Here is a 21797-nt window from a genome sequence, read left to right on the forward strand (position 1 = left end):
CTCCCGCCCGCCGTTTCCGCTGCGGCTTACTGCAGCGGGAACAGATTCAGCAGACCGTCCAGGCCGACGACGTTGAACGCCACGTCCGCTTGCGCCTGGACGATGGGCTTGGCGCGGAACGCCACCGACAGGCCCGCTACCCCCATCATCTTCAAGTCGTTCGAGCCGTCGCCCATGGCAATGGCCTCCTGCGGCGTCACGCCCAGGTCGTTGCAGAACGCTTTGAGCGTCTGCGCTTTGACATCGGCATTGACGATATCGCCGAGCACGCGACCTGTCAGCTTGCCGTCGACAATCTCAAGGGTGTTGGCGCGCGTGCGATCCAGGCCCAGGCGCTCCTGCAGGCGCGAGGTGAAGAACTCGAAGCCGCCTGACACGAGCAGGGTGCGGATACCCATGGCTTGCACGGCCTTGAGCATGTTCTCGGCCCCGGGGGACAGGCGTAGCCGCTCGTTGTAGACGCGTTCGAGCACGCTCGCGTCCAGGCCTTTCAGCAGTTCGACGCGGCGCGTCAGGCTTTCGTTGAAATCCTTGATCTCGCCACGCATCGAGGCCTCGGTGATGGCGGCCACTTGGGGCTTGAGCCCGCAGAAGTCGGCGATCTCGTCGATGCATTCGATGGTGATGAGCGTGGAGTCCATGTCCATCGCCAGCACACGGAAATCCCCGAAGGTCCATTCGTCGGGAATCCAGGCGTAGTCCAGCTTCAGGTTGGCACAGATGGCATCCAGCTGGACGCGCAGCTCGCTGGGCAGCTCATGCACCCATTCAATCGTGGCGACGTTGGGCGCACGCATCTCGTAGGCGGCGCTGCCGAACAGGCTACGGACGGATTCGATGTCGCCAGTGGATAGTGGCGACAGGCTTTGCAGGACGACAGGCATGGAAGAGAGAGGAAAAGATGCGCCGTGGAGCCCGCTATTGTAACGAACGGGCCGGTCGCAACGCGCCCCGACGACAGGCGAGGCCTGTACGGGCTAAGGCTCAGGCAGTTGCGGTATCGATCATCAGGCTCCGTGCGACCTTGGAGAGGAACCGGTCACAGGCATCGAGCTGGGACAGATCGACGTACTCGTTGGCCTTATGAGCCAGTTCGATGTTGCCAGGACCGCACAGCACCGCGGGAATGCCGGCGCGCTGGAACAGGCCCGCTTCCGTGCCGTAGGCCACCTTGCGCTTGTCATGGTCCTCGGTCAGCGCGCGCACGAGTTGCGTGATGGCGGCCTGCTCGGACGCGTCGAGCGACGGCGCGGCCGCAATTTCATCAAGCTCAATGCGGGCGTCGGGGTGCTCTCGCTGCATGGCCGGCTCGATGGTCTCGCGAACAAAGCGCTCCACGCGTGCGCGGATGGCCGGTGCATCCACGCCAGGCAGGTTGCGGAATTCGAATACCAGCTCACACAGCGCCGGAATGGTGTTGAGCGCAATCCCGCCCTGGATCAGGCCGGTGGATGCGGTCGTGAACGGCACGTCGAATGCCTCATCGAACGGGCCTTTCGCGCGAAATTCATCGGCCAGGTCACGAACGAAGCAGATGATGCGCGCGGCGTATTCGATGGCGTTGACGCCCTGCGGCGTGAGCGACGAATGCGCGGCGCGGCCGTGCACGCGGCAGCGGTAGGCGTTGATGCCCTTGTGCGCGACGATCGGGCGCATGGAGGTGGGCTCGCCGACGATGCAGCCGGCGGGCTTGATGCCGCGCGCGATCAGGTCTTCGATCATGCGCGGGGCGCCCACGCAGCCGACTTCCTCGTCATATGACAGCGCGAGGTGCACAGGCTCGCGCAGTCGGGCCTGCAGCAGCGACGGCACCAGCGCCAGCGACGCGGCAATGAACCCCTTCATGTCGCACGTGCCGCGTCCGTAGAGCTTGCCGTCGCGCACTTCCGGCGCAAACGGGTTGCTGTCCCATTTCTGGCCGTCCACCGGAACCACATCGGTATGGCCCGACAGCACGATGCCACCCTGTACGCTGCCGTCCGCTGCCGGAATCGTGGCGAACAGATTGGCCTTGTTGCCATCGTCGTTGTGCGAGAGGTGCGATTCGACGCCAGCCCCGCGCAGGTAATCGCGCACGGTTTCGATGAGCGCGAGGTTGGAGCCGCGGCTGGTGGTGTCGAAGCTGACCAGCTTGCGTGTCCAGTCGAGCGTGGTGAGGGCGGTGCTCATCATAGGTATCCTTGTCTTGAACCGTCGATGCTCTCGGATCACGTCAGTTGACGCATGGCGTGGCGGATCGTCTGCGCCAGCGCCGCGGTCTCGGCCGGGATATTCTCGATGCGCAAACGGTCTTGTCCGGCCAGCTTGATCTGCCGGTTCTTCTGCACGAGATCGATGATCTTGATGGCATCGACCGGCGGATTCGGCACGAACTGCAGCGTGACAGCGTTCGCCCCCGTGTCGATCTTGCGGATGCCGAGCGGCTGGGCGGCAATACGCAGGCGATGTGTCTCGATGAGCGATTGCGCCTGCGGCGGCAGCTTGCCGAAGCGGTCGATCAATTCTTCCTGGATGTTGTCGATGGTCTCGCTGCTTTCGCAGTTGGCCAGGCGCTTGTACAGCGACAGGCGCTCCTGCACATCGCCGCAATAGTCTTGCGGCAGCAGGGCCGGCGTGCCGAGGTTGATCTCGGTCGTGGCCGCGAGTGGCGCCATCAGGTCGGGCTCCTTGCCGGCCTTGAGCGACTTCACCGCCTGGTTGAGCATGTCGGTGTAGAGCTGGAAGCCGATCTCGGAAATCTCGCCCGATTGCTTGTCGCCCAGCACCTCACCGGCACCACGGATTTCCAGGTCGTGCATCGCCAGGTAGAAGCCCGCACCGAGTTCTTCCATCTGCTGAATGGCTTCAAGGCGGCGCTGTGCCTGCTTGGTCAGGCCGTCGACGTCGTGCACCAGCAGGTACGCATACGCCTGGTGGTGCGAGCGCCCGACGCGGCCACGCAACTGGTGCAACTGCGCCAGGCCGAACTTGTCGGCGCGGTGGATCAGGATCGTGTTGGCCGTTGGCACGTCGATGCCGGTCTCGATGATCGTCGTGCACAGCAGGATGTTGGCGCGCTGGGCCACGAAATCGCGCATCACGCGTTCGAGTTCGCGCTCGTGCATCTGGCCGTGTGCGACCACCACGCGCGCTTCCGGAATCAGCTCTTCCAGTTTGGCGCGCTTGTTCTCGATAGTCTCGACCTCGTTGTGCAGGAAGTAGACCTGCCCGCCGCGCTTCAGCTCACGCAGAATGGCCTCGCGCAGCACGCCGTCTTCCTCGCGGCGCAGGAACGTCTTGATGGCCAGGCGCTTTTGCGGCGCCGTGGCGATCACCGAGAAATCGCGCAGGCCTTCCAGCGCCATGCCCAGCGTGCGCGGGATCGGCGTAGCGGTGAGCGTGAGGACGTCCACCTCGGCGCGCAGCGTCTTGAGCGCCTCTTTCTGGCGCACGCCAAAGCGGTGTTCCTCGTCAATGATGACGAGTCCCAGCCGGTCGAACTTTACGTCCGGCGAGAGCAGCTTGTGCGTACCGATCACGATGTCGATCGTGCCGGCGTTGATGGCGTCGATCGCGGCATCGATCTCTTTCTTGTTCTTGAAACGCGATATCTCGGCAATGCGCACCGGCCAGTCGGCAAAGCGGTCGACCAGCGTCTGGTAGTGCTGCTCGGCCAGCAGCGTAGTCGGTGCCAGGATGGCCACCTGCTTGCCGCCCATCACCGCAACAAATGCGGCACGGAGCGCGACTTCCGTCTTGCCGAAGCCGACGTCGCCGCAGACCAGGCGGTCCATCGGCTTGCCCGACGTCATGTCGGCAATCACCGCAGCAATGGCGGCGGCTTGATCGGGCGTTTCTTCAAAGCCGAAGCTCTCGGCGAATGTGGCGTAGTCCTCCGGCGTGAGCGGGAACGCAAAGCCCTGGCGCAAAGCACGTCGGGCGTACAGGTTCAGCAGCTCAGCTGCCGTGTCGCGGATCTGCTGCGCCGCCTTGCGCTTGGCTTTTTCCCATTGGCCCGAGCCAAGCGAATGCAGCGGCGCGGTTTCCGGATCGGCGCCCGAGTAGCGCGAGATCACATGCAACTGATGCACCGGCACGTACAGCTTGCTGCCCTTGTCGTAGTCGAGGTGCAGGAACTCCTCCTCGCCATTGCCCATGTCGATGGACACCAGCCCCTGGTAGCGCCCGATGCCGTGTTCGCTGTGCACCACCGGATCACCGATCTTCAGCTCGGCCAGATCGCGCACCATCGAATCGACGGCGGTGGCCTGTTCCTGCTTGCGGCGACCGGCGCGGCGCACGGTCTGCGCGTACAGCTCGGTCTCGGTGATCAGCGCGATGCGTTCGTCGCCGAGGATGAAACCCTGGTACAGCGGTGCCACGCCCAGCACGAACTTGGCATCGCCGCTCATCAGATCGGCAAAGTCCGCGACGCCCTCGGGGTGCAGGCCGCTGGTGGCAAGCATTTGCGCAAGCGTCTCGCGACGGCCTGCGGATTCGGCGCAGATCATCACGCGGCAATTGCTGCGCATGAGGAACGATTCGAGATTGACCAGCGGGTCTTCTGCGCGGCGGTTGACGGCAACGTTCGGCAACGGCAGCGAAAGCGGTGCATCACCCGGCTCGGCGCGCAACACCAGGCGAGCGTGCGGCTTGGCCGCGACGAAGAACGCCTCTTCATCCAGATACAGCGCGGAAGGCTGCAGCAGCGGCCGCTCGCGGTCGTGGCGCATGAAGTTGTAGCGCTGCGTGGTGTCGGCCCAGAAGCGGCGCACCGCGCCTTCGATGTCGCCTACGAAGGCGAGATGCGTGGCGCCCGGCAGGTAGTCGAACAGCGTCGCGGTCTCTTCGAAGAACAGCGGCAGGTAATACTCGATGCCGGCACTCGGCACGCCGTTGCCGATGTCCTTGTAGATGGGCGAGCGCGTCGGGTCACCTTCGAACACCTCACGCCAGCGACCGCGGAAGGCCGTGCGCGAGGCTTCGTCCATCGGAAATTCGCGGCCCGGCAGCAGGCGGACTTCGTTGACCGGGTAGAGGCTGCGCTGCGTGTCGGGATCGAATGAGCGGATGGTCTCGATTTCGTCGCCAAACAGGTCGAGCCGGTACGGCAGCGGTGAGCCCATCGGGAATAAGTCGATGAGGCCGCCGCGCACGGAGTATTCGCCTGGGCGCATCACGGCGCTGACGTGCTCGTAGCCGGCCAACGTGAACTGCGCTTTCAGCGCCGCCTCGTCCAGCTTTTCGCCTTTTTTAAAGAAGAACGTGTAGGCCGCCAGGAACGATGGCGGCGCCACGCGTTGCAGCGCCGTGGAGGCGGGCACGAGGAGGATGTCGCACGCACCGTTCTGGAGGTCATGCAGCGTCGCCAGCCGCTCGGAGATCAAATCCTGGTGCGGCGAGAAATTGTCGTACGGCAGCGTTTCCCAGTCCGGCAGCAGCTTCACACGCGCCTGCGGGGCAAACCAGCGTAGCTCCTCGGCCAGGCGCTGAGCATCGACGGCATTGGCGCAGACCACCGCCAGCATCGGCACAGCGGCGCGATGCTGCTCCAGGTAGCGCGCCAGCAGCAGGGCATCTGCCGCGCCCTGCAGGCCGCTGAAGACGAAGCGCGAGCCCGGTTTGACGGCGGGCAGGGCGGAGAGCGAAAAATCGGACATGGGGTGTCAGGTTCTGGGGGGCACGACTGCAAGACAAAGCACGACACCCCGCCGGCATGTGCAGGCGGGGTGTCGTGACGTAGACCGCTATTATAAAATCCGCGCCAGCTGCGTGCTTGCGAGGGCCAAAAACCACGCAAATGCTGCGCCCACGTTCACATTCCCGCCTGTCATGTCGATTTCCTTCCCCGGCCGACGCCGTTTTGCGCTGATTCCCTCGGCCGGCACTGGCTCGCGCGCCGGTGGCGATCTGCCGAAGCAATATCAGGTGATCGCCGGGCGGCCGATGCTGTGGCACACCGCGCAGGCCTTCCTGGCCAGCCCCGAAATCGACACCGTGCTTGTGGTGACGACGCCCGGCGCACAGCCGCTCGTGCAGCGCTTCCCCGACGGTGGTTTCGATGCGCCCAAGCTGGTCGAAGTCGATTGCGGAGGCGACTCGCGCCACGCGTCCGTCGCCCATGGTTTGGCGGCGTTGCGTGGCCTGGGTGCACACGATGACGACTGGGTGCTCGTACATGATGCGGCGCGCCCCGGCTTGACGCCCGCACTGATCGCCCGTTTGGTCGCCGCCGTGGAGGCCGAAGGCACGCAAGCTGCGGGGGGCATCCTTGCGCTGCCCGTGGCAGACACGCTCAAACGCGCAGATGCGGCAGAGCATATCGACGCGACCGTGCCGCGCGACGGCCTGTGGCAAGCGCAGACGCCGCAGATGTTTCCGCTCGGGCTGCTGGAGCGCGCCTTGCGGGAAGCGCTGTTGCAGCATCGCATCGTCACCGACGAAGCCAGCGCCATCGAAGCCGCCGGTCACCCGCCGCTGCTTGTGCCGGGTGCGCTGCGCAACTTCAAGGTGACGTATCCCGACGATTTCGCGCTTGCCGAGGCCATCCTCGCGCAGGGCGCACAACCCAACGAGGCATCGCAAGCATGAACTGGATGGACATCCGCATTGGCCAGGGCTACGACGTGCACGCGCTGGTGGAGGGCCGCAAGCTGATCCTGGGTGGCGTGGAGATCCCGCACACGCGCGGCCTGCTCGGCCACTCCGATGCTGACGCGCTGCTGCATGCGATTACCGATGCGCTGTTCGGCGCCGCCGGCCTGGGCGACATCGGCCGGCACTTTCCCGACACCGATCCGGCTTTTGCCGGTGCCGACAGCCGCGTGCTGCTGCGCGAAGCCGTGCGCCGTGTGCACAAGGCCGGCTATGCGGTCGGCAACGTCGATGCCACTGTCATCGCGCAGAAGCCCAAGCTTGCGCCGCATGTGCCGGGCATGGTCGCCAACCTTGCCGAAGACTTGGGCATCGCGCCTGAGCGGTGCAACGTCAAGGCCAAGACCAACGAGAAGCTCGGCTTCGAAGGCGAGGAAGAAGGCATCGTTGCGCAGGCCGTGGTGTTGATCTATCGCGCAGAAGCCGCCGAGCAGGACTGAGCTTCGCCCGTTCGTCGTGTGTGAGGAAAGCGGCAGCCCGGATCACTCCCGCGCTGCCGTTGTTGCTCCTGGAGCGAACTGAGCCTTGCAGCTGCGGTATTGGTAATGAACCTGAACCGGGTGGTTGATCAACCGCGCGTCGCACTTAGGGCCGGGGGCGCGAATTACCTTGCCCGTGGTACATGACGGCGGCGGGGAGCAGCGAGGACCGTATCAATACGGCAGGTCAGGTCAGATGCGCGCGTAGCAGACACTGACGACAAGCCCGGTTTCCGGCGGGGTACGATTTTCCAGCAGGAGCCGGCCGCCGCTGCGCTGCAGGATGCGATTGACGATCGACATGCCAAGCCCGGCGCCCTTGGCTTCGCTGCGCGCCGATTCCAGCCGGTAGAACGGCCGGGTCAGCAGGGCGAGCTGGTCGGGTGGCACACCGGCGCCACGGTCGGCGACACACAACACCACTTCGTTGCCCTGCAGCGAGGTGCTGACGGTGATGTCCGCTCGGTCGGTGCCGGGTGTCTTGCCGTAGCGCCGGGCATTCTCGATCAGGTTGTCGAGAATGCGCTGCGTCTCCATGCGGTTGCAGCGCGCGATCGCCTCGGGCGCCAGTTTGAGGGTGAGATCGATGTCGCCATGGGCCGAGTAGACCGGCGCGGTGTCGCGGATGAGCTCGGTCAGGTCGACCGCCTCGAGCATCTCGCCGGACGGGCGCGCGTAGTCCAGGAACTGGCCGATGATGGCATCCATCTGTTCGATGTCGGCCACCATCAGTTCGCGCGTCTGGTCGTCGACGGGGCTCATTTCGGTTTCCAGCCGCAGGCGTGTGAGCGGCGTGCGCAGGTCGTGCGAGATGCCCGCCAGCATGACAGCGCGATCGGCTTCAAGCTGCTTCAGGTCCCGCACCATCTGGTTGAAGCTGTGATTCGCCTGCGCCACTTCGGTACCGCCCCCCTCGGGCAGCGGCTTCGGATCGTCGCCCGCACTGATGGCGCGTGCCGTATCCGCGAGCCGCTTGAGCGGCTGGTTCACGCGCGAGGTGATGAATGCTGCGCCGAGTACCGACAGCACCAGCGCCGCCATCGACCACCACAGCCACTGCAGCCCGGGTACGTGCTCGAAGCGGTCGGGGCTGATGGCAACCCAGTAATCGTCGCCCTCGATCTGGAAACTGACCCACACCCCCGGGATATCGTTGACGGCCGTGGCGATGACCGTATCGGTCCCGAGCCGATTGCGGATCTCCTGCTGGACGAGCTGCGTCAGGTAGGGGTTGGTGCGCGGCTCGCGGTATTCGTCCTCGTTCTCGCGGGGGTAGACCTTGATGCCTTCGTTCTGCACGAGGTCCAGCAGCAGGAACCGTCGCCGACCGGGGTCCGAGTACAGCAGCGCTGCCCGCGTGAGCTTGACCACGCTGACCACCTGCATGGCGATCTGCTGCGCGCGTGGTTCACGCTCGAAAATGCGAAAACTCTGGAACCAGACGCCCAGGGAGATGGCGATCAGCAGCGCGATCAGCATGAAGGTTCGCCAGAACAGCGAACCGAACACACTGATCAACAGGCGCCGCAGCGCGGCCGGACGCGGAATGCCCAAGTCGGATGCGGGAAAGAGGGTTGCTTGGAGTCTGATCGAGCGCCTTACTTGGCGCCGTCAGGAATGAACACGTAGCCGAGTCCCCATACCGTCTGGATGAAGCGCGGATTGCTGGCGTCGGGTTCGATCAATTTGCGCAGGCGAGAAATCTGCACGTCCAGGCTGCGATCGAACACTTCGTACTCGCGGCCGCGCGCCATTTCCATCAGCTTTTCACGCGACAGGGGTTGGCGCGGGTGACGCGCGAACACCTTCAGTACGGAGAATTCGCCCGTCGTGAGCGTGATTTCCTCATCGTTCTTCTTGAGCGTGCGGGTCGCGAGGTTCAGCACGAAATCGCCGAAAGCGAAGGTTTCGGGCGTTTCCGATGGCGCACCGGGAATTTCGGCCGGGCCACGGCGGCGCAGCACCGCGTGGATGCGCGCGATCAGCTCACGCGGGTTGAACGGTTTAGGCAGGTAGTCGTCGGCGCCCATTTCGAGGCCGACGATGCGGTCGACGTCCTCGCCCTTGGCGGTGAGCATGATGATGGGCGTCTGATCGTTGGCCCCACGCAGGCGGCGACAGATCGACAGGCCATCCTCGCCCGGCATCATCAAGTCCAGTACGAGCAGGTCGAAACGCTCGCGAAGCCAGAGTTTATTCATGGCCGTGGCGTTTTCCGCCACCAGCACGGTGAAGCCCTGTTCCCCGAGGTAGCGGCGCAGCAGATCGCGCAGGCGGGGATCGTCGTCGACGACAAGAATCTTTTGACCAGAATTTTCCATGGCGCTAATGGTAACGACAAAAGCAGGGGGCCGAGGCGCAGTAAAAGCCCAATTGAAACAGACGGTTACATTATTTACCGCGCCACGCGAACAGTCTGTAGGACGCACAGCTACACTGCTTTGGCGGTTCGTCGGGATGGGTGCGACGCTGTCGACCCCCTCGAAGAGGACTGGCGTGCAATGCGGTTGCCTGTTATCGATTGTCGCGCAATGATGCATGGCGCATCGGTTTCCAGCAACATGGACGTAGCTTATCTCTCTCATTTGACGTATCGGTCGACTCATTGGCGGCAGCGCCTGGCGCTGGCGGCGTGTGCTGTCGCCCTGTGCCTGGCGAACCTTCCGGCGCAGGCGCGCGGGCCGCACGGTGCCCCGTCAGGCCCTGTCGGTGGCAATGGCGGTGTGTTCGGCCGGTTTGGCGGCGGTTTCTTTGACGCGGCAGGACCGCACAAAGGCGGCAACCCTGGCGCGGCGCATGGCAGTCAGAACGAAGAGCGCCGGCGCCGTGCGGCCGCCATGGAAAACCGCCGTGCCGAGAGCGTGGGCCGTTCGCCCCCCCCGCAGCGCAAGCTGTCTCCCGAGGAACGCCGGCAATTGCGTCAGAACATCTACGACGTCACGCGCGACATTTATCACCGTGGCGGTTAGGTAGGCCGGGAAGAAACAATGCACCGTTGCTGTCCTGGCAAGCGGCAATAGACCAAACGGGTTGACTTGGGGGACACGGCATGCGAATCCGCGGCATCGCGATCGTTCTGGCGCTGGGCGTAGCCGGTGCATTCACGTTTGCGCCCACGCAGGCGGCAACACAAGGCAAGGCGCATCGCCACATCGTGCCCGCGGCGGCGCCAGTCGCCGACGCGCAGCGCCTGGACCGCGACGACGCGCGCTACTTGCTCACCCGCGTCGGCTTTTCTCCGTCCGAGAGCGAACTCGATGCCTATGCCGGGCTCACGCGCCCCGAGGCCGTCGACCGACTGCTCGCGCAGACGGGCCACGTTGCCATGCAGCCGCCGCCGGCATGGGTGAACGAGCCGATCATCCCGTACAACAAGCTGCCGGACGAAGAGGCTCGAAAAGCCGCGCGCCGTCAGAACGCCGCCCGCGAACTGGAACTGCGCGCATGGTGGCTGGGCGAGATGATCAGGACACCGTCGCCGCTGACCGAACGCATGACGCTGTTCTGGCACAACCATTTCGTGTCCAGCGCGCAGAAGGTTCAGTTTGCCCAGTTGATGTATCGGCAGAATGTGCTGCTGCGCGAGAACGCGGTCGGCAATTTCGGCGCCATGCTGCATGCCATCGCCAAGGACCCGGCGATGCTCATCTATCTCGACGGCGCCCAGAGCCGCAAGGGCAAGCCCAACGAGAACTTCGCGCGGGAAGTGATGGAACTGTTCACGCTCGGAGAGGGCCACTACACCGATCAGGACATCAAGGAAGCTGCACGGGCCTATACCGGCTGGAGCGTCGACCGCGAGCACGACTTTGCCTACATCTGGCGTCCGCAGATCCACGACACCGGGGTGAAGACCGTGTTCGGGCAGAGCGGCGATTACCATGGCGACCAGATGCTCGACATCCTGCTGGCGCGCCCTGAAACGGCAAATTTCATCGTCACCAAGCTCTGGCGCGAGTTTGTCTCGCCCGATCCCGATGCGGCGCAGGTACAGCGCGTGGCTGATGCGTTCCGCTCCAGCAACTACGACATCAAGGTGGCGTTACGCGGGCTGTTCCTGACGCCGGCGTTCTGGGCGTCGCAATCGCGCGCGACGCTGGTGAAGTCGCCGGTGGAGTTGATTGTCGGCACGCTCAAGGAATTCAACGTCCAGTATTCCGATCCTGCGCCGTTTGCCATCAAGGCCGCACAGCTCGGGCAGAACCTGCTGGCGCCACCCAACGTGAAAGGCTGGCCTGGCGGCGACGCGTGGATCAACTCGAACACCCTGCTGGGACGCAAGCAGTTTCTGGATCAACTCTTCCGGTCGACCGAAATGAAGGCGCCCGCCCAGGCACAGAAGCCCGGCGTGATGATGGCAGCCATGCGGCAAGAACTGAAGCAAGGCGGCGCCGTACAAGGTTTGGGCCAGGCGCTGAAGGGAATGGGACAAGAGGGGCGCTTCAAGCTGGCACAGTCGCAGACGATGGTGTCGTTCAATGCGGCCAAATGGCTCGCTCAGTTTGGTGCCGAGGGAGACACCCCACCGGAACTGGCACCACGCATTTCGATCCAGCGGGCGGTGCTGCCGATCGAGCCGACCGCACCGATCCCGGTCAAGCTCGCCGGAACAGCGTACCTGCGCACGCTGATGATGGACCCGGCCTACCAGCTCAAGTAATACCCCGTCTGCAGGAGCACATCATGGAACGTCGCGACTTTCTGAAGGCTGGCGCCATGCTTGGCATGGGCGGCATGGCGCCTGGCGTCGTCTTTGCGCAAGGGCAGGACAGGCGCCAGGGCTACGGCAACCTGCTCATCCTCATTGAACTCAAGGGTGGCAACGACGGGCTGAATACCGTGGTGCCTTACACCAGCGCCCAGTACTACGCGCTGCGCCCACGCATTGCGATCAGGCGCGAGCAGGTGCTGCAACTGGATGATCGCTACGGGCTGCATCCGTCGCTGCAGGCCATGATGCCGCTATGGCACGCCGGTGAACTCTCTGTGGTTCAGGGGCTGTCGTACCCGCAGCCGAACCTGTCGCATTTCCGTTCGATCGAGATCTGGGATACGGCCTCGCGCTCAGACCAATACCTGAGCGAAGGCTGGCTGACGCGTGCGTTTTCGCTCAAGCCCGTGCCCGCTTCGTTTGGTGCGGATGGCGTGATTATCGGCAGTGCGGATCTCGGCCCGCTCGGCGGGGGCGCGCGCGCGGTGGCACTGACCAATCCTGATGCCTTCCTGAATGAAGCCAAGCTGGCGATGCCGTCCAACGCCACCGGCAATGCCACGCTCGCGCACGTGTTGAAGGTCGAGTCGGATATCGTCAAGGCGGCAGACGGCCTGCGCCCCAGGGCGGGCAAGTTTGTGTTCCAGACCCGTTTCCCAGAAGGCGGGTTCGGCAACTCGATCAAGGCGGCGATGCAGGTCATCGCGGCGCCCGGGCGTGGCGGGGCGGATGTTGCTGCGGTATGCCTGTCGCTGGGCAGTTTTGATACGCACACCAACCAGTTGGGCACGCAGGCGAGTCTGTTGCACCAGCTGGGCGAGGGCATGGCTTCGCTCAAGAGTGCCCTCATGGAGTTGGGCCGCTGGAACGACACCCTGATCCTGACGTACTCCGAGTTCGGTCGCCGCCCGCGCGAGAACCTGAACAATGGCACGGACCACGGCACTGCGGCGGCGCACTTCGTGGCCGGTGGCCGCGTCAATGGCGGCCTGGCCGGCCAGGGGCCCGTGCTGGAACGGCTGGATGGCGGCGGCAATCTCGACCCGTCGGTCGATTTCCGCTCGCTCTACGCAACGGTGCTGGAGCGCTGGTGGGGTATGGACTCCCAGCCGGTGCTGGCTGGGCGGTTCGCGCCACTGGACCTGATCAGGGCCTGAGCTGCGTCTTCCAGGCGAGCCACAGCTTGCGCAGCGGGGTGAGGTCGGTACGCTGCGTCAGTACCCGGAAGCCGTCGGCCTCCACTTCGTCTAGCAGATGCATGGCCAGCCGGCCGCGAATCAGCGCCGGGCGTTGAGCGCGACGATCCTCCGCCGGCAGCACGGCCAGCGCTTCCCTGTGGATGGCGCGCGCTCGTTCGGCCTGGAATGCCATGAGCGGCTTGAAACCTTCGGTATAGCGGCGGTTGAACAGATCGGCCGCCGGCACGTTGAAGCGCTGCAGTTCATCCACCGGGATGTAGACGCGGTTGCTGCGCACATCTTCACCCAGGTTGCGGATGAAGTGGACGAGTTGTTCGGCCAGCGACAGTTGCCGCGCGAATTCCAGCGTGCGTGCGTGCGTGTGCCCCGCGATGCGCGCCGTGAGGCGGCCGGCGACGCCCGCAACCTGGTCGCCATGCCGACGTAGGTTCGGCCAATCCAGGTAGCGGTTTTGCATGGCGTCGGCCTCGACACCGGCCAGCAGTTCCCCGAGATGGACGGCGCCGATGTCGTAGGCAGCGAGATGCGGTTGCAGCGCCTTGGTGGCGGGATGGTCTGGTCGCCCCTCGAACAGGCGGGCAAGCTCTTGCCGCCACCACTGGAGCTTCGACTGCACCACGCCCGGGTCGCTGGCGTCGCGCACGGCGTCTTCCAACTCCCGCCGCACGGCTTCCAGCGCGATGGTTGCGCGGCGGCGTTCGGGGGTCAGAAACAATACGCTGTAGTAAAGGTCGCTGCCGGGCGGGGCGGCCTTGTCGGCACAGTAGTCGTCAGGGGTCACGTCGAGCCGCTGGGGTAGGGGGGGGACTGGGCGGACATTCTACAAGCGTTACGGCGGGGCAAGCCGGCGCCCTCTGCTGGGAAAATCAATCAGACGCGGCCGTGTCGTTGACCCTGCGCATTGCCGTGGGTATATTACTGACCGGTCAGTTATTTACTGAGAGCGTGTCATGCCTGCGATGTGCCCGTCGTACCTGCAGTTGGACTCCAACGGTTCCGCCGACATGCCTCTGGCGTCGCGCAGGCGCGCCGTGGCCGGCGCCGCGTTCGTAGCAGCTGTGCTGCTTGGCGGCAGCGCGCTGCTGGCCGGTTGCAGCAAGGCACCACCCAAAGCGCCCGACGTGCGCCCGGTGCGCACCATGACGGTCACAAGCGAGCAGGCAGCGGGAACCGCCGAGTTCTCCGGCGACGTGCGCCCGCGGATCGAGTCGCGTCTGGGCTTCCGCGTGCCGGGCAAGATCATCGCGCGCCTGGTGGATGTCGGCGCGACCGTCAAGAAGGGCCAGGTACTCGCCCGGCTCGACCCGACCGATCTTGCGCTCGCGCAACAATCGGCCCTGGCGCAGTTGTCGGCTGCCAAGACCGACCGTGACCTTGCCGCCGCCGATCTCAAACGCTTTTCCGAACTCTTCGCCAAGGGCTTCATCAGCGCGGCGGAGCAGCAGCGCCACCAGGCCAACTTTGATGCCGCCCAGGCTCGCTATGAGCAGGCGACGGCCGGTTACCGCAACCAATCCAACCAGGCCGCCTATGCCGCGCTCGAGGCCGACGCCGACGGCGTGGTGACGGGCGTGGATGCGGAAGTCGGGCAGGTCGTGTCCGCTGGCCAACCCGTCGTGCGTGTCGCGCAGACTGCCGAGAAGGAAGTCGTTGTCGGCATTCCGGAAGACCAGGTCGATACGCTGCGCAAATCGCCCGAGGTGAGCGTCAAGCTATGGGCTGACCAGTCGCGCAGCATACCGGGCAAGGTGCGTGAGATTGCGCCGGCGGCGGACCCGCTGACCCGGACATACACGGTGAAGATTTCGATTCCGAACCCGCCGCCCGATCTAAGGCTGGGCATGACGGCAGTGGCGACGTTTGTTCGTCCGGGCAGCGGTGCGGGCACTGGCGACATGGGCGTGCGTGTGCCAATGAGTGCGCTGCTTCAGGAGCAAGGCAAGAACGTCGTATGGCTTTACGATGCCGCGTCGCAGACGGTCAAGCCTGTGCCGGTGACGGTGGGGGAGCCGAGAGGCGACGTGCTGCTGGTCACCAGTGGTCTTGCGCCCGGTCAGACCATCGTGACCGCTGGCGTGCATTTGCTCAAAGCCGGACAGAAGGTGATGCCGATGGCGCCCGCCGATCAGCCGTCGGCGCAATCTGCCATCACGCCGCGCCGGTAAGCCGCATCCGGCTTCCGCCCCAACACGCCAACCTTCGCGCGTATGGAACACTCCCGTTTCAACCTGTCACGCTGGGCGCTTGAACATCAGCCGCTCACGCGCTTCCTGCTTGTCGCGTTGCTGCTTGGCGGCATCTTTGCTTATTCCAGGCTCGGGCAGGACGAGGATCCACCCTTCACCTTCCGGGCGATGGTGGTGCAGGCGTTCTGGCCGGGTGCGACGGCCGAGCAGATGTCGCGCCAGGTGACCGACAAGATCGAAAAGGCACTGCAGGAAGTGCCCTACGCCTGGAAGATCCGCAGCTACTCCAAGCCCGGCGAAACGCTCGTGACGTTCCAGCTGGCCGACACGTCGCCCGCCAAGGAAACGCAGCAGCTCTGGTACACCGTGCGCAAGAAGGTGGGCGATATCGCGCCGACCTTGCCACAGGGTGTGCGCGGACCATACTTCAACGACGATTTCGGCGACGTGTATGGCTCGATCTATGCGTTGTCCGCCGACGGCTTTACGTACCGCCAGCTCAACGACTACGCTGATGCGATCCGCCAGCAATTGCTGCGCGTACCCAATGTCGCCAAGGTCGAGCTGCTGGGCGACCAGGACGAGAAGATCTACATCGAGTTCCAGCAGGCCAAGCTGGCGCAGATGGGGCTCGATATCAACAGCATCGCCACGCAGATCGGCCAGCAGAACAACATCGGCCCCAGCGGTGTGCTGGTCACCCCGACCGACAATGTACAGATTCGCGTGTCGGGCCAGTTCTCGGACATCCGCGATCTGGAGAACCTGACGCTGCGCGGCCCCGGCGGTACGACCAATATCCGCCTGGGTGACATCGCCACGGTCAAGCACGGCTATGTAGACCCGCCGCACGCCAAGATGCGCTTCAACGGCAAGGAGGTGATCGGCCTGGGCATCTCGATGACCAAGGGCGGCGACATCATCCAGCTTGGCAAGGACTTGCGCGCGACGGTCGACAAGATCCGCGCGAAGTTGCCCGTGGGCGTTGAGATGGAGCAGGTGCAGAACCAGCCGAAATCGGTGCAGAGTTCCGTGGGCGAATTCGTGCATGTGCTGGTCGAGGCGGTGGTGATCGTGCTGGGCGTGAGTTTTCTTTCGCTGGGTCTGCACACCAGGCCGAAGTTGCGCATTGACGTGTGGCCGGGCCTGGTGGTGGGCCTGACGATCCCGCTGGTGCTGGCGGTGACGTTCCTGTTCATGAACATCTTCGACATCGGGCTGCACAAGATTTCGCTCGGTGCGCTGATCATTGCGCTGGGTCTGCTGGTGGACGACGCGATCATCGCGGTCGAAATGATGGTGCGCAAGCTGGAAGAGGGCTTCTCCAAGATGGAGGCGGCCACCTTTGCGTATACGTCGACCGCGATGCCGATGCTGACCGGCACGCTCATTACCGCCACGGGCTTTTTGCCAGTGGGGCTGGCACGTTCGACGGTGGGTGAATACACGTTCGGCATCTTTGCGGTGACGGCGCTGGCGCTCATTCTGTCGTGGTTTGCGGCGGTGGTGTTCGTGCCGTATTTGGGCTTCCTGCTGCTGCGTACGCAATCGCACGTTGGCGACGGCGGCCATCATGAGTTGTTTGATACGCCGTTCTACAACCGCTTTCGCGGCTGGGTGAACTGGTGCGTGGAATACCGCAAGACGGTCATCGTCATCACGCTGGTGGCGTTCGGCCTCGGCGTGTTCGGTTTCAAGTACGTCGAGAAGCAGTTCTTCCCCGATTCCAGCCGTCCTGAGCTGATGGTTGAGCTGTGGCTGCCGGAGGGCTCCAGCTTCAACCAGACCGAGACCGAGGCAAAGCGCTTCGAGGCGCTGATGCGCAAGGAGCAGAACGTCGACAGCGTGACGCTGTTCATTGGCTCGGGCGCGCCGCGTTTCTATTTGCCACTGGACCAGATCCTGCCGCAGACCAACGTCGCGCAGGCGATCGTCATGCCGACTTCGCTCGAAGCTCGGGAGGGCGTGCGGCAGCACATCATCGGCTTGCTGAAATCGCAGTTCCCACATTTGCGGGGTCGCGTGAAGTTGCTGCCGAATGGGCCGCCCGTCCCGTATCCGGTGCAGTTCCGCGTAATGGGCCCTGACATTGGCGGCGTGCGCAAGATTGCCGACCAGGTCAAGGCGATCATGCAAGCGAACCCGAACACGGTAGGCGTGAACGACAACTGGAACGAGAACGTCAAGGTGCTGCGCCTGGACATCGACCAGGACAAGGCGCGTGCGCTCGGTGTATCGACGGGCTCCATTTCGCAGGTTACGCAGACGGTGATGTCTGGCGCGCCCATCGCCCAGTACCGCGACGGCGACAAGCTGCTCGACATCGTCATGCGGCCGCAGGAAGACGAGCGCAATACGCTCGACGCGCTGCAGAAGGTGCAGGTGCCGACATCCAGCGGACGCGTGGTGCCACTCTCGCAGGTTGCGCGCGTGCGCTTTGCCTGGGAACCCGGTGTGATCTGGCGGGAGAACCGCGATTACGGCATCACCGTGCAGTCTGACGTGGTTGATGGCGTGCAGGGGCCGACGGTGACCGCGCAGATCAATCCGCTGCTCGACAAGATCCGCGCCGATCTGCCGCCGGACTATCAGATCAAGATTGCCGGGGCGGAAGAAGAAAGCGCGAACGCCGGGGCGTCGATTGCCGCGCAGATGCCGCTGTGTATCTTCATCATCTTCCTGTTGCTGATGCTGCAGCTCCACAGCTTCTCGCGCTCGGTGATGGTGTTTCTCACAGGCCCGCTCGGCTTGATCGGGGCAGCGGCAACGCTATTGCTGCTGCGCGCGCCGATGGGCTTCGTGGCGCAGCTCGGCATTACCGCCTTGATCGGGATGATCATCCGCAACTCGGTCATTCTGGTGGACCAGATCGAGCAGGACGTAGCTGCGGGCGTGCCTGTCTGGACGGCCATTGTCGAGGCCGCCGTCCGCCGTTTCCGCCCCATCATCCTGACGGCTGCGGCGGCAGTGCTGGCGATGATTCCGTTGTCGCGCAGCGTGTTCTGGGGCCCGATGGCCGCGGCCATCATGGGCGGCCTCATCGTTGCTACCGTGTTGACCCTGTTGTTCCTGCCGGCGCTGTACGCGGCGTGGTTCCGGGTGAAACGGCCAGAGGCCGGGGCAAGCGCGCCAACCATCTGAATGTCGCATCGCAACGCCGCCACATCGCTACCGTGGTGGGGATAGAAACCCGCGAGCGACTGCGATATAATCTCCGGCTTCCTTTCCGACGCCCTTGGCATGCCTTGGGCTCCGCGATCCATCCGGCGAGGGTGGCGAAATTGGTAGACGCACCAGGTTTAGGTCCTGACGCCAGCAATGGTGTAGGGGTTCGAGTCCCCTCCCTCGCACCAAAATTTCCTTTAAAATCAAAGAGTTAGATTTTTAGGCTGTCAAAAATCCAGCCCTTTTTTGCCAGCTTTCAGCCAGAAATGACAGCAAACTTGCCAGCATTTCCGGCGAACTTTTCCACTGCTCGCGAGCCCGCCTCAGCGTCTGCTGACGGCATCCGCCAGCCTTAAGGGCGGGCAATCATCGCGAAGGTCGCGTGGCCGTTCAGCCGTGCCCGGCGAGTTGTCGGCATCGTGCGTGTGGCCTGCGTATGCGCCGCGTGTGCGCCTCTACGGGCGCGGCGCACGCAGAGTCCCGTTCGGCCCTGCCAAGTCCAACGTCGATTCGAGGGTCGCCAAGAAGGCGCGAACTGCGGCCGGCATGTTCTTTCTTGCGGGCATGAGTGCGTAAACCTTCAGCGGTGTCGAGCGGAAAGCGGGGAATACCCGGGTCAATCGCCCGCGTGCCACCTCGTCTGCCGCAAACTGTTGGGTCAAGCGGGCAATGCCGAGGCCATGCAAGGCAGCCCGCATTCGCAGTTCGGCGCTGCACGTACGCATGCGTGGCGTGATCTGAACGTCTTCTGGCGCATCGATGTCATGGAAGAATTCCCAGAGCGTTTCGTCGTCGCTACCGATGGTCGGCCAGTCGTTCAGGTCGCCAGGTCGTGTCGGGCATCCCAGTCGGGCAATCAGTTCCGGAGATGCGAAGAAAGCGCGCTCCCACAAAACCACGCGTTTGCACGTGATACCGCTGTCGCGCAGCGCGGTGTTTGTCATGACAAAGGCGAGGTCATAGCCTTGCCTGACGAGGTCGGGCTGTTCCCAGGTGACGTCGACCTGCACCTGCAGATCGGGATAGGTCTGCATGAGTTGGGACAGGCAGGGCGATAGTTGCTGGACTCCGATTTCATATGGCGTGGCGATCTTCAGTGTGCCGCGCACCTCTTCCGAGGCCGCCTCCGCATCTCGTGTCACATCCACCAGGGCCTCGAACAGCGGCGCCAGCTTCTCGTAAAGCAGCCGGCCCTGCTGGGTGACGCGCACATGCCTGGTGTTGCGTTCGAATAGTCTGGCCCGAACACTGGCTTCGACGCGGGACACAGCCGTGCTCGCAGATGATTTCTGCACACCGGCAAGGGCAGCTCCTTTCGTGAAGCCCTGACCTTCGACGACCCTGCAGAAGATCTCCCAATCCTTCCAATCCGCTGCCTTCACTGCTCAATCCTCTTTCGTTCGCTGCAGGCCAAATCGCGATTGATTCGCGATGCAACGATTTTGCCACGCCAGCCCCCGTCTGTTTTTCCAGCCACCGGAACAGATTGTTCGAGGAGGAGAACGCCGTGTTCACGGTCGTCGGCTTCTGTTTGCGCAGCGACGGAACTAGACTTGCTGCGCCTTCGGGGTGCCACCCGTTGGAATCGCATGACGGCGGTCTGAACGGGATGTCGCAAGCATTCATGGCATGAAGTTGGAAGGTCATTCGATCAAGCACAATCAGGACTGATAATGAAAAAAGTTCTCCTCGCAGTGACCGTACTGGCTGGTACGTCGTCCTGCGCCGCGTTCGCCCAATCGTCCAGCGTGACGCTTTATGGGATTGTGGATGCAGGCGTCAGCTACCAGAACCATGTGAATGGTGGCGCCAATGGCAGTGGATCCACCACCGCGCTGACCTCGGGCGGGCTCTCGGGTTCTCGCTGGGGGCTCCGTGGGGCCGAAGATCTGGGAAATAACCTGAAGGGTATTTTCGTACTGGAGAGCGGCTTCGATATCGACACGGGCAAGTCGGCTCAAGGCGGCCGGCTGTTTGGTCGTCAGGCCTATGTGGGCCTGCAGGGCGATTTCGGCGCCGTTACGCTGGGCCGTCAGCAAAACGCGCTGTATGACCTGTTCGGTGCGTACGACCCGATGGCGGTTGGGCCGATGTTCTCGCTCAACTCGGTGGACAACCAGTTCAATGGCCGCGCCGACAATGCGGTCAAGTACACCGGCAAGTTTGGCGGGGTCACGGCGACGGGCTTCTACAGCTTCGGCCGTGATGTCAATTCCGGTCTGGGCGGTGAAGTGCCGGGTCATTTCAAGGTTGGCACCAACTTTGGTGGTGGCGCTGCGTATGCAAACGGCCCGCTGTCCGTGGGCGTGGCCTACGACCAATACCAGGGCAGCACGATTTCGTCTGCAGAACAAGCTGCGAAGCGGGCCGCGATCGGTGCGTCCTATGCTGTGGGCGATGCCAAGGTTTTTGCCGGCTACCGTTGGATGCGCAACGAGCTGACGGGCGGCACCGCACGTCATGACAACCTGTACTGGCTCGGCGCCCTTTACAAGATCACGCCAGCTTTCACGTTGACCGGCGCGGCCTATTACAACAACGCCCGCACCGACAGCAACAGCGCGTGGATGTTCGTTGTGAATGCCGACTACGCGCTGTCCAAGCGAACCGACGCCTATGCGCTGCTGGGCTATGTCAACAACAAGGGCAACGCAACCTACGGCATGAGCGGCGCAGCCAATACGCTGCCTGGGCAGAACCAGACGGGCGCCATGGTCGGCGTGCGTCATCGCTTCTGATGCGGCTCATGCAGAGACGTCGACGCACCGGGTGGTACGCCGATCACGACTCATATCGACCTTGACTTGTCACTCCGCTCAAGGACGTTTGGCCGGCACTTGTGCCGGCTTTTTTTTACTCTTCTGAAGGACAGCCTCGAACCTGACCGGCCCGAGTTACTGCGACGCACCAAGGCTGGAGCCGGACGTTGCGCCCGTCCATTTGACGCAGGCCATCACGCCGAATATCGTGCAGCAGTCTCTGCCAACCGGAAGGCTCCATGCGCGTCCCAGACATCATCGTTACCGACCAGGCTGATGCCAGGGCAGTCGAGATCATTGGCGAAGGGCTGAACCGCTTCAATGATGCTCACGTCGGCTATGGCGACCGGGAGCCGCTGGCCGTGCTCGTGCGCGATCCGCAAAGCGGCGAGATTCATGGTGGGGCAAGCGGCCGCACGTCCCTGGGCCTGCTGTTTCTAGACCTGTTGTATCTGCCCGAGACGCTTCGCGGCACGGGCGTAGGCAGCGAGGTGCTGCGCAAGTTTGAAGACGAAGGGCGCCGCCGCGGATGCCGCTCGGCGGTGGTCTATACGATCAGCTTTCAGGCACCGCAATTCTATGAGCGCCACGGATGGGTGAGGTTTGGAGAGGTGCCGTGCGATCCGCCCGGGAGTTGCCGAATTTTTCTCAGCAAGACGTTGTAG

Annotated in this window: 16 protein-coding genes and 1 tRNA gene; 10 read left to right on the forward strand and 7 right to left on the reverse strand. The window is 63.9% G+C overall.

The genetic code is table 11. The annotated features are described in order from the left end of the window. Positions 1–26: 26 nt before the first annotated feature. The 3 genes from serB to mfd form a co-directional block, all read right to left on the reverse strand. A complete protein-coding gene (serB, locus tag R2N03_RS05270) occupies positions 27–884 on the reverse strand; it encodes a phosphoserine phosphatase SerB (RefSeq protein WP_316655886.1) in 858 nt (285 codons plus the stop codon). A 100-nt stretch (positions 885–984) separates the two neighbouring features. After that, the gene (argE, locus tag R2N03_RS05275; RefSeq protein ID WP_316656583.1) at positions 985–2169 is read right to left on the reverse strand and encodes an acetylornithine deacetylase; all 1185 of its coding nucleotides are present in this window, start codon (positions 2167–2169) and stop codon (positions 985–987) included. A 38-nt stretch (positions 2170–2207) separates the two neighbouring features. Then, entirely contained in the window at positions 2208–5639 is a 3432-nt protein-coding gene (gene mfd, locus R2N03_RS05280; RefSeq protein WP_316655888.1) for a transcription-repair coupling factor, read from the reverse strand. Positions 5640–5811: 172 nt separating this feature from the next. Here mfd and ispD point away from each other — a divergent pair, with 172 nt between their 5' ends. Next, on the forward strand, positions 5812–6570 hold the full coding sequence (gene ispD, locus R2N03_RS05285; RefSeq protein WP_316655891.1) for a 2-C-methyl-D-erythritol 4-phosphate cytidylyltransferase: 759 nt from the start codon (positions 5812–5814) through the stop codon (positions 6568–6570). Beyond that, positions 6567–7073: a 2-C-methyl-D-erythritol 2,4-cyclodiphosphate synthase gene (ispF, locus tag R2N03_RS05290; protein WP_316655893.1), complete on the forward strand. Its 507-nt coding sequence runs from the start codon at positions 6567–6569 to the stop codon at positions 7071–7073. Before ispD ends, ispF begins: the two co-directional genes overlap by 4 nt. 231 nt (positions 7074–7304) lie before the next feature. Here ispF and R2N03_RS05295 read toward each other — a convergent pair whose 3' ends face one another. After that, entirely contained in the window at positions 7305–8666 is a 1362-nt protein-coding gene (locus tag R2N03_RS05295) for an ATP-binding protein (protein WP_316655895.1), read from the reverse strand. A 44-nt stretch (positions 8667–8710) separates the two neighbouring features. Further along, positions 8711–9433 carry an osmolarity response regulator transcription factor OmpR gene (gene ompR / locus R2N03_RS05300; protein WP_004627064.1) on the reverse strand — a complete coding sequence of 241 codons (723 nt, stop codon included), beginning with the start codon at positions 9431–9433 and terminating at the stop codon, positions 8711–8713. Between the two features lie 240 nt (positions 9434–9673). Here ompR and R2N03_RS05305 point away from each other — a divergent pair, with 240 nt between their 5' ends. From R2N03_RS05305 to R2N03_RS05315, 3 genes are all read left to right on the forward strand, one after another. Beyond that, a complete protein-coding gene (locus tag R2N03_RS05305; protein ID WP_316655912.1) occupies positions 9674–10081 on the forward strand; it encodes a hypothetical protein in 408 nt (135 codons plus the stop codon). Positions 10082–10161: 80 nt separating this feature from the next. Further along, positions 10162–11772 carry a DUF1800 domain-containing protein gene (locus R2N03_RS05310; RefSeq protein ID WP_316655915.1) on the forward strand — a complete coding sequence of 537 codons (1611 nt, stop codon included), beginning with the start codon at positions 10162–10164 and terminating at the stop codon, positions 11770–11772. A gap of 23 nt (positions 11773–11795) precedes the next feature. Next, positions 11796–12980, forward strand: a complete 1185-nt coding sequence (locus R2N03_RS05315; RefSeq protein WP_316655917.1) for a DUF1501 domain-containing protein — start codon at positions 11796–11798, stop codon at positions 12978–12980. Here the strand turns inward: R2N03_RS05315 and hpnD are convergent. Further along, positions 12970–13803 (reverse strand): presqualene diphosphate synthase HpnD, encoded by an 834-nt coding sequence (gene hpnD, locus R2N03_RS05320; protein ID WP_316655919.1) that lies wholly within the window; start codon positions 13801–13803, stop codon positions 12970–12972. The two genes, R2N03_RS05315 and hpnD, sit on opposite strands and share 11 nt — an antisense overlap. A gap of 169 nt (positions 13804–13972) precedes the next feature. On the opposite strand from hpnD, the gene R2N03_RS05325 reads away from it, so the two are divergent. From R2N03_RS05325 to R2N03_RS05335, 3 genes are all read left to right on the forward strand, one after another. Beyond that, positions 13973–15187, forward strand: coding sequence for an efflux RND transporter periplasmic adaptor subunit (locus tag R2N03_RS05325; protein WP_428984365.1), 1215 nt, complete (start codon positions 13973–13975; stop codon positions 15185–15187). Between the two features lie 42 nt (positions 15188–15229). After that, a complete protein-coding gene (locus R2N03_RS05330; protein ID WP_316655921.1) occupies positions 15230–18349 on the forward strand; it encodes an efflux RND transporter permease subunit in 3120 nt (1039 codons plus the stop codon). Between the two features lie 125 nt (positions 18350–18474). Beyond that, positions 18475–18561: transfer RNA gene (locus tag R2N03_RS05335), tRNA-Leu, on the forward strand. Between the two features lie 267 nt (positions 18562–18828). Here R2N03_RS05335 and R2N03_RS05340 read toward each other — a convergent pair. Next, positions 18829–19755, reverse strand: a complete 927-nt coding sequence (locus R2N03_RS05340) for a LysR family transcriptional regulator (protein WP_316655923.1) — start codon at positions 19753–19755, stop codon at positions 18829–18831. Between the two features lie 291 nt (positions 19756–20046). Here R2N03_RS05340 and R2N03_RS05345 point away from each other — a divergent pair, with 291 nt between their 5' ends. Next, the gene (locus tag R2N03_RS05345; protein WP_316655925.1) at positions 20047–21111 is read left to right on the forward strand and encodes a porin; all 1065 of its coding nucleotides are present in this window, start codon (positions 20047–20049) and stop codon (positions 21109–21111) included. Positions 21112–21371: 260 nt separating this feature from the next. Then, positions 21372–21797, forward strand: coding sequence for a GNAT family N-acetyltransferase (locus R2N03_RS05350; protein WP_316655928.1), 426 nt, complete (start codon positions 21372–21374; stop codon positions 21795–21797).

Origin of the sequence: Ralstonia condita (assembly GCF_958405655.1) — a bacterium.
Taxonomy (GTDB): Bacteria; Pseudomonadota; Gammaproteobacteria; order Burkholderiales; family Burkholderiaceae; genus Ralstonia; species Ralstonia condita.

Bases quoted from the DNA above. Each gene is read 5' to 3' on its own strand.
- ompR (WP_004627064.1), bottom strand. From the start codon at position 9,433: ATGGAAAATTCTGGTCAAAAGATTCTTGTCGTCGACGACGATCCCCGC.
- R2N03_RS05345 (WP_316655925.1), top strand. From the start codon at position 20,047: ATGAAAAAAGTTCTCCTCGCAGTGACCGTACTGGCTGGTACGTCGTCC.
- R2N03_RS05325 (WP_428984365.1), top strand. From the start codon at position 13,973: ATGCCTGCGATGTGCCCGTCGTACCTGCAGTTGGACTCCAACGGTTCC.
- argE (WP_316656583.1), bottom strand. From the start codon at position 2,169: ATGAGCACCGCCCTCACCACGCTCGACTGGACACGCAAGCTGGTCAGC.
- mfd (WP_316655888.1), bottom strand. From the start codon at position 5,639: ATGTCCGATTTTTCGCTCTCCGCCCTGCCCGCCGTCAAACCGGGCTCG.
- R2N03_RS05315 (WP_316655917.1), top strand. From the start codon at position 11,796: ATGGAACGTCGCGACTTTCTGAAGGCTGGCGCCATGCTTGGCATGGGC.
- R2N03_RS05305 (WP_316655912.1), top strand. From the start codon at position 9,674: ATGGACGTAGCTTATCTCTCTCATTTGACGTATCGGTCGACTCATTGG.
- R2N03_RS05350 (WP_316655928.1), top strand. From the start codon at position 21,372: ATGCGCGTCCCAGACATCATCGTTACCGACCAGGCTGATGCCAGGGCA.
- R2N03_RS05330 (WP_316655921.1), top strand. From the start codon at position 15,230: ATGGAACACTCCCGTTTCAACCTGTCACGCTGGGCGCTTGAACATCAG.
- ispF (WP_316655893.1), top strand. From the start codon at position 6,567: ATGAACTGGATGGACATCCGCATTGGCCAGGGCTACGACGTGCACGCG.
- R2N03_RS05310 (WP_316655915.1), top strand. From the start codon at position 10,162: ATGCGAATCCGCGGCATCGCGATCGTTCTGGCGCTGGGCGTAGCCGGT.
- serB (WP_316655886.1), bottom strand. From the start codon at position 884: ATGCCTGTCGTCCTGCAAAGCCTGTCGCCACTATCCACTGGCGACATC.
- ispD (WP_316655891.1), top strand. From the start codon at position 5,812: ATGTCGATTTCCTTCCCCGGCCGACGCCGTTTTGCGCTGATTCCCTCG.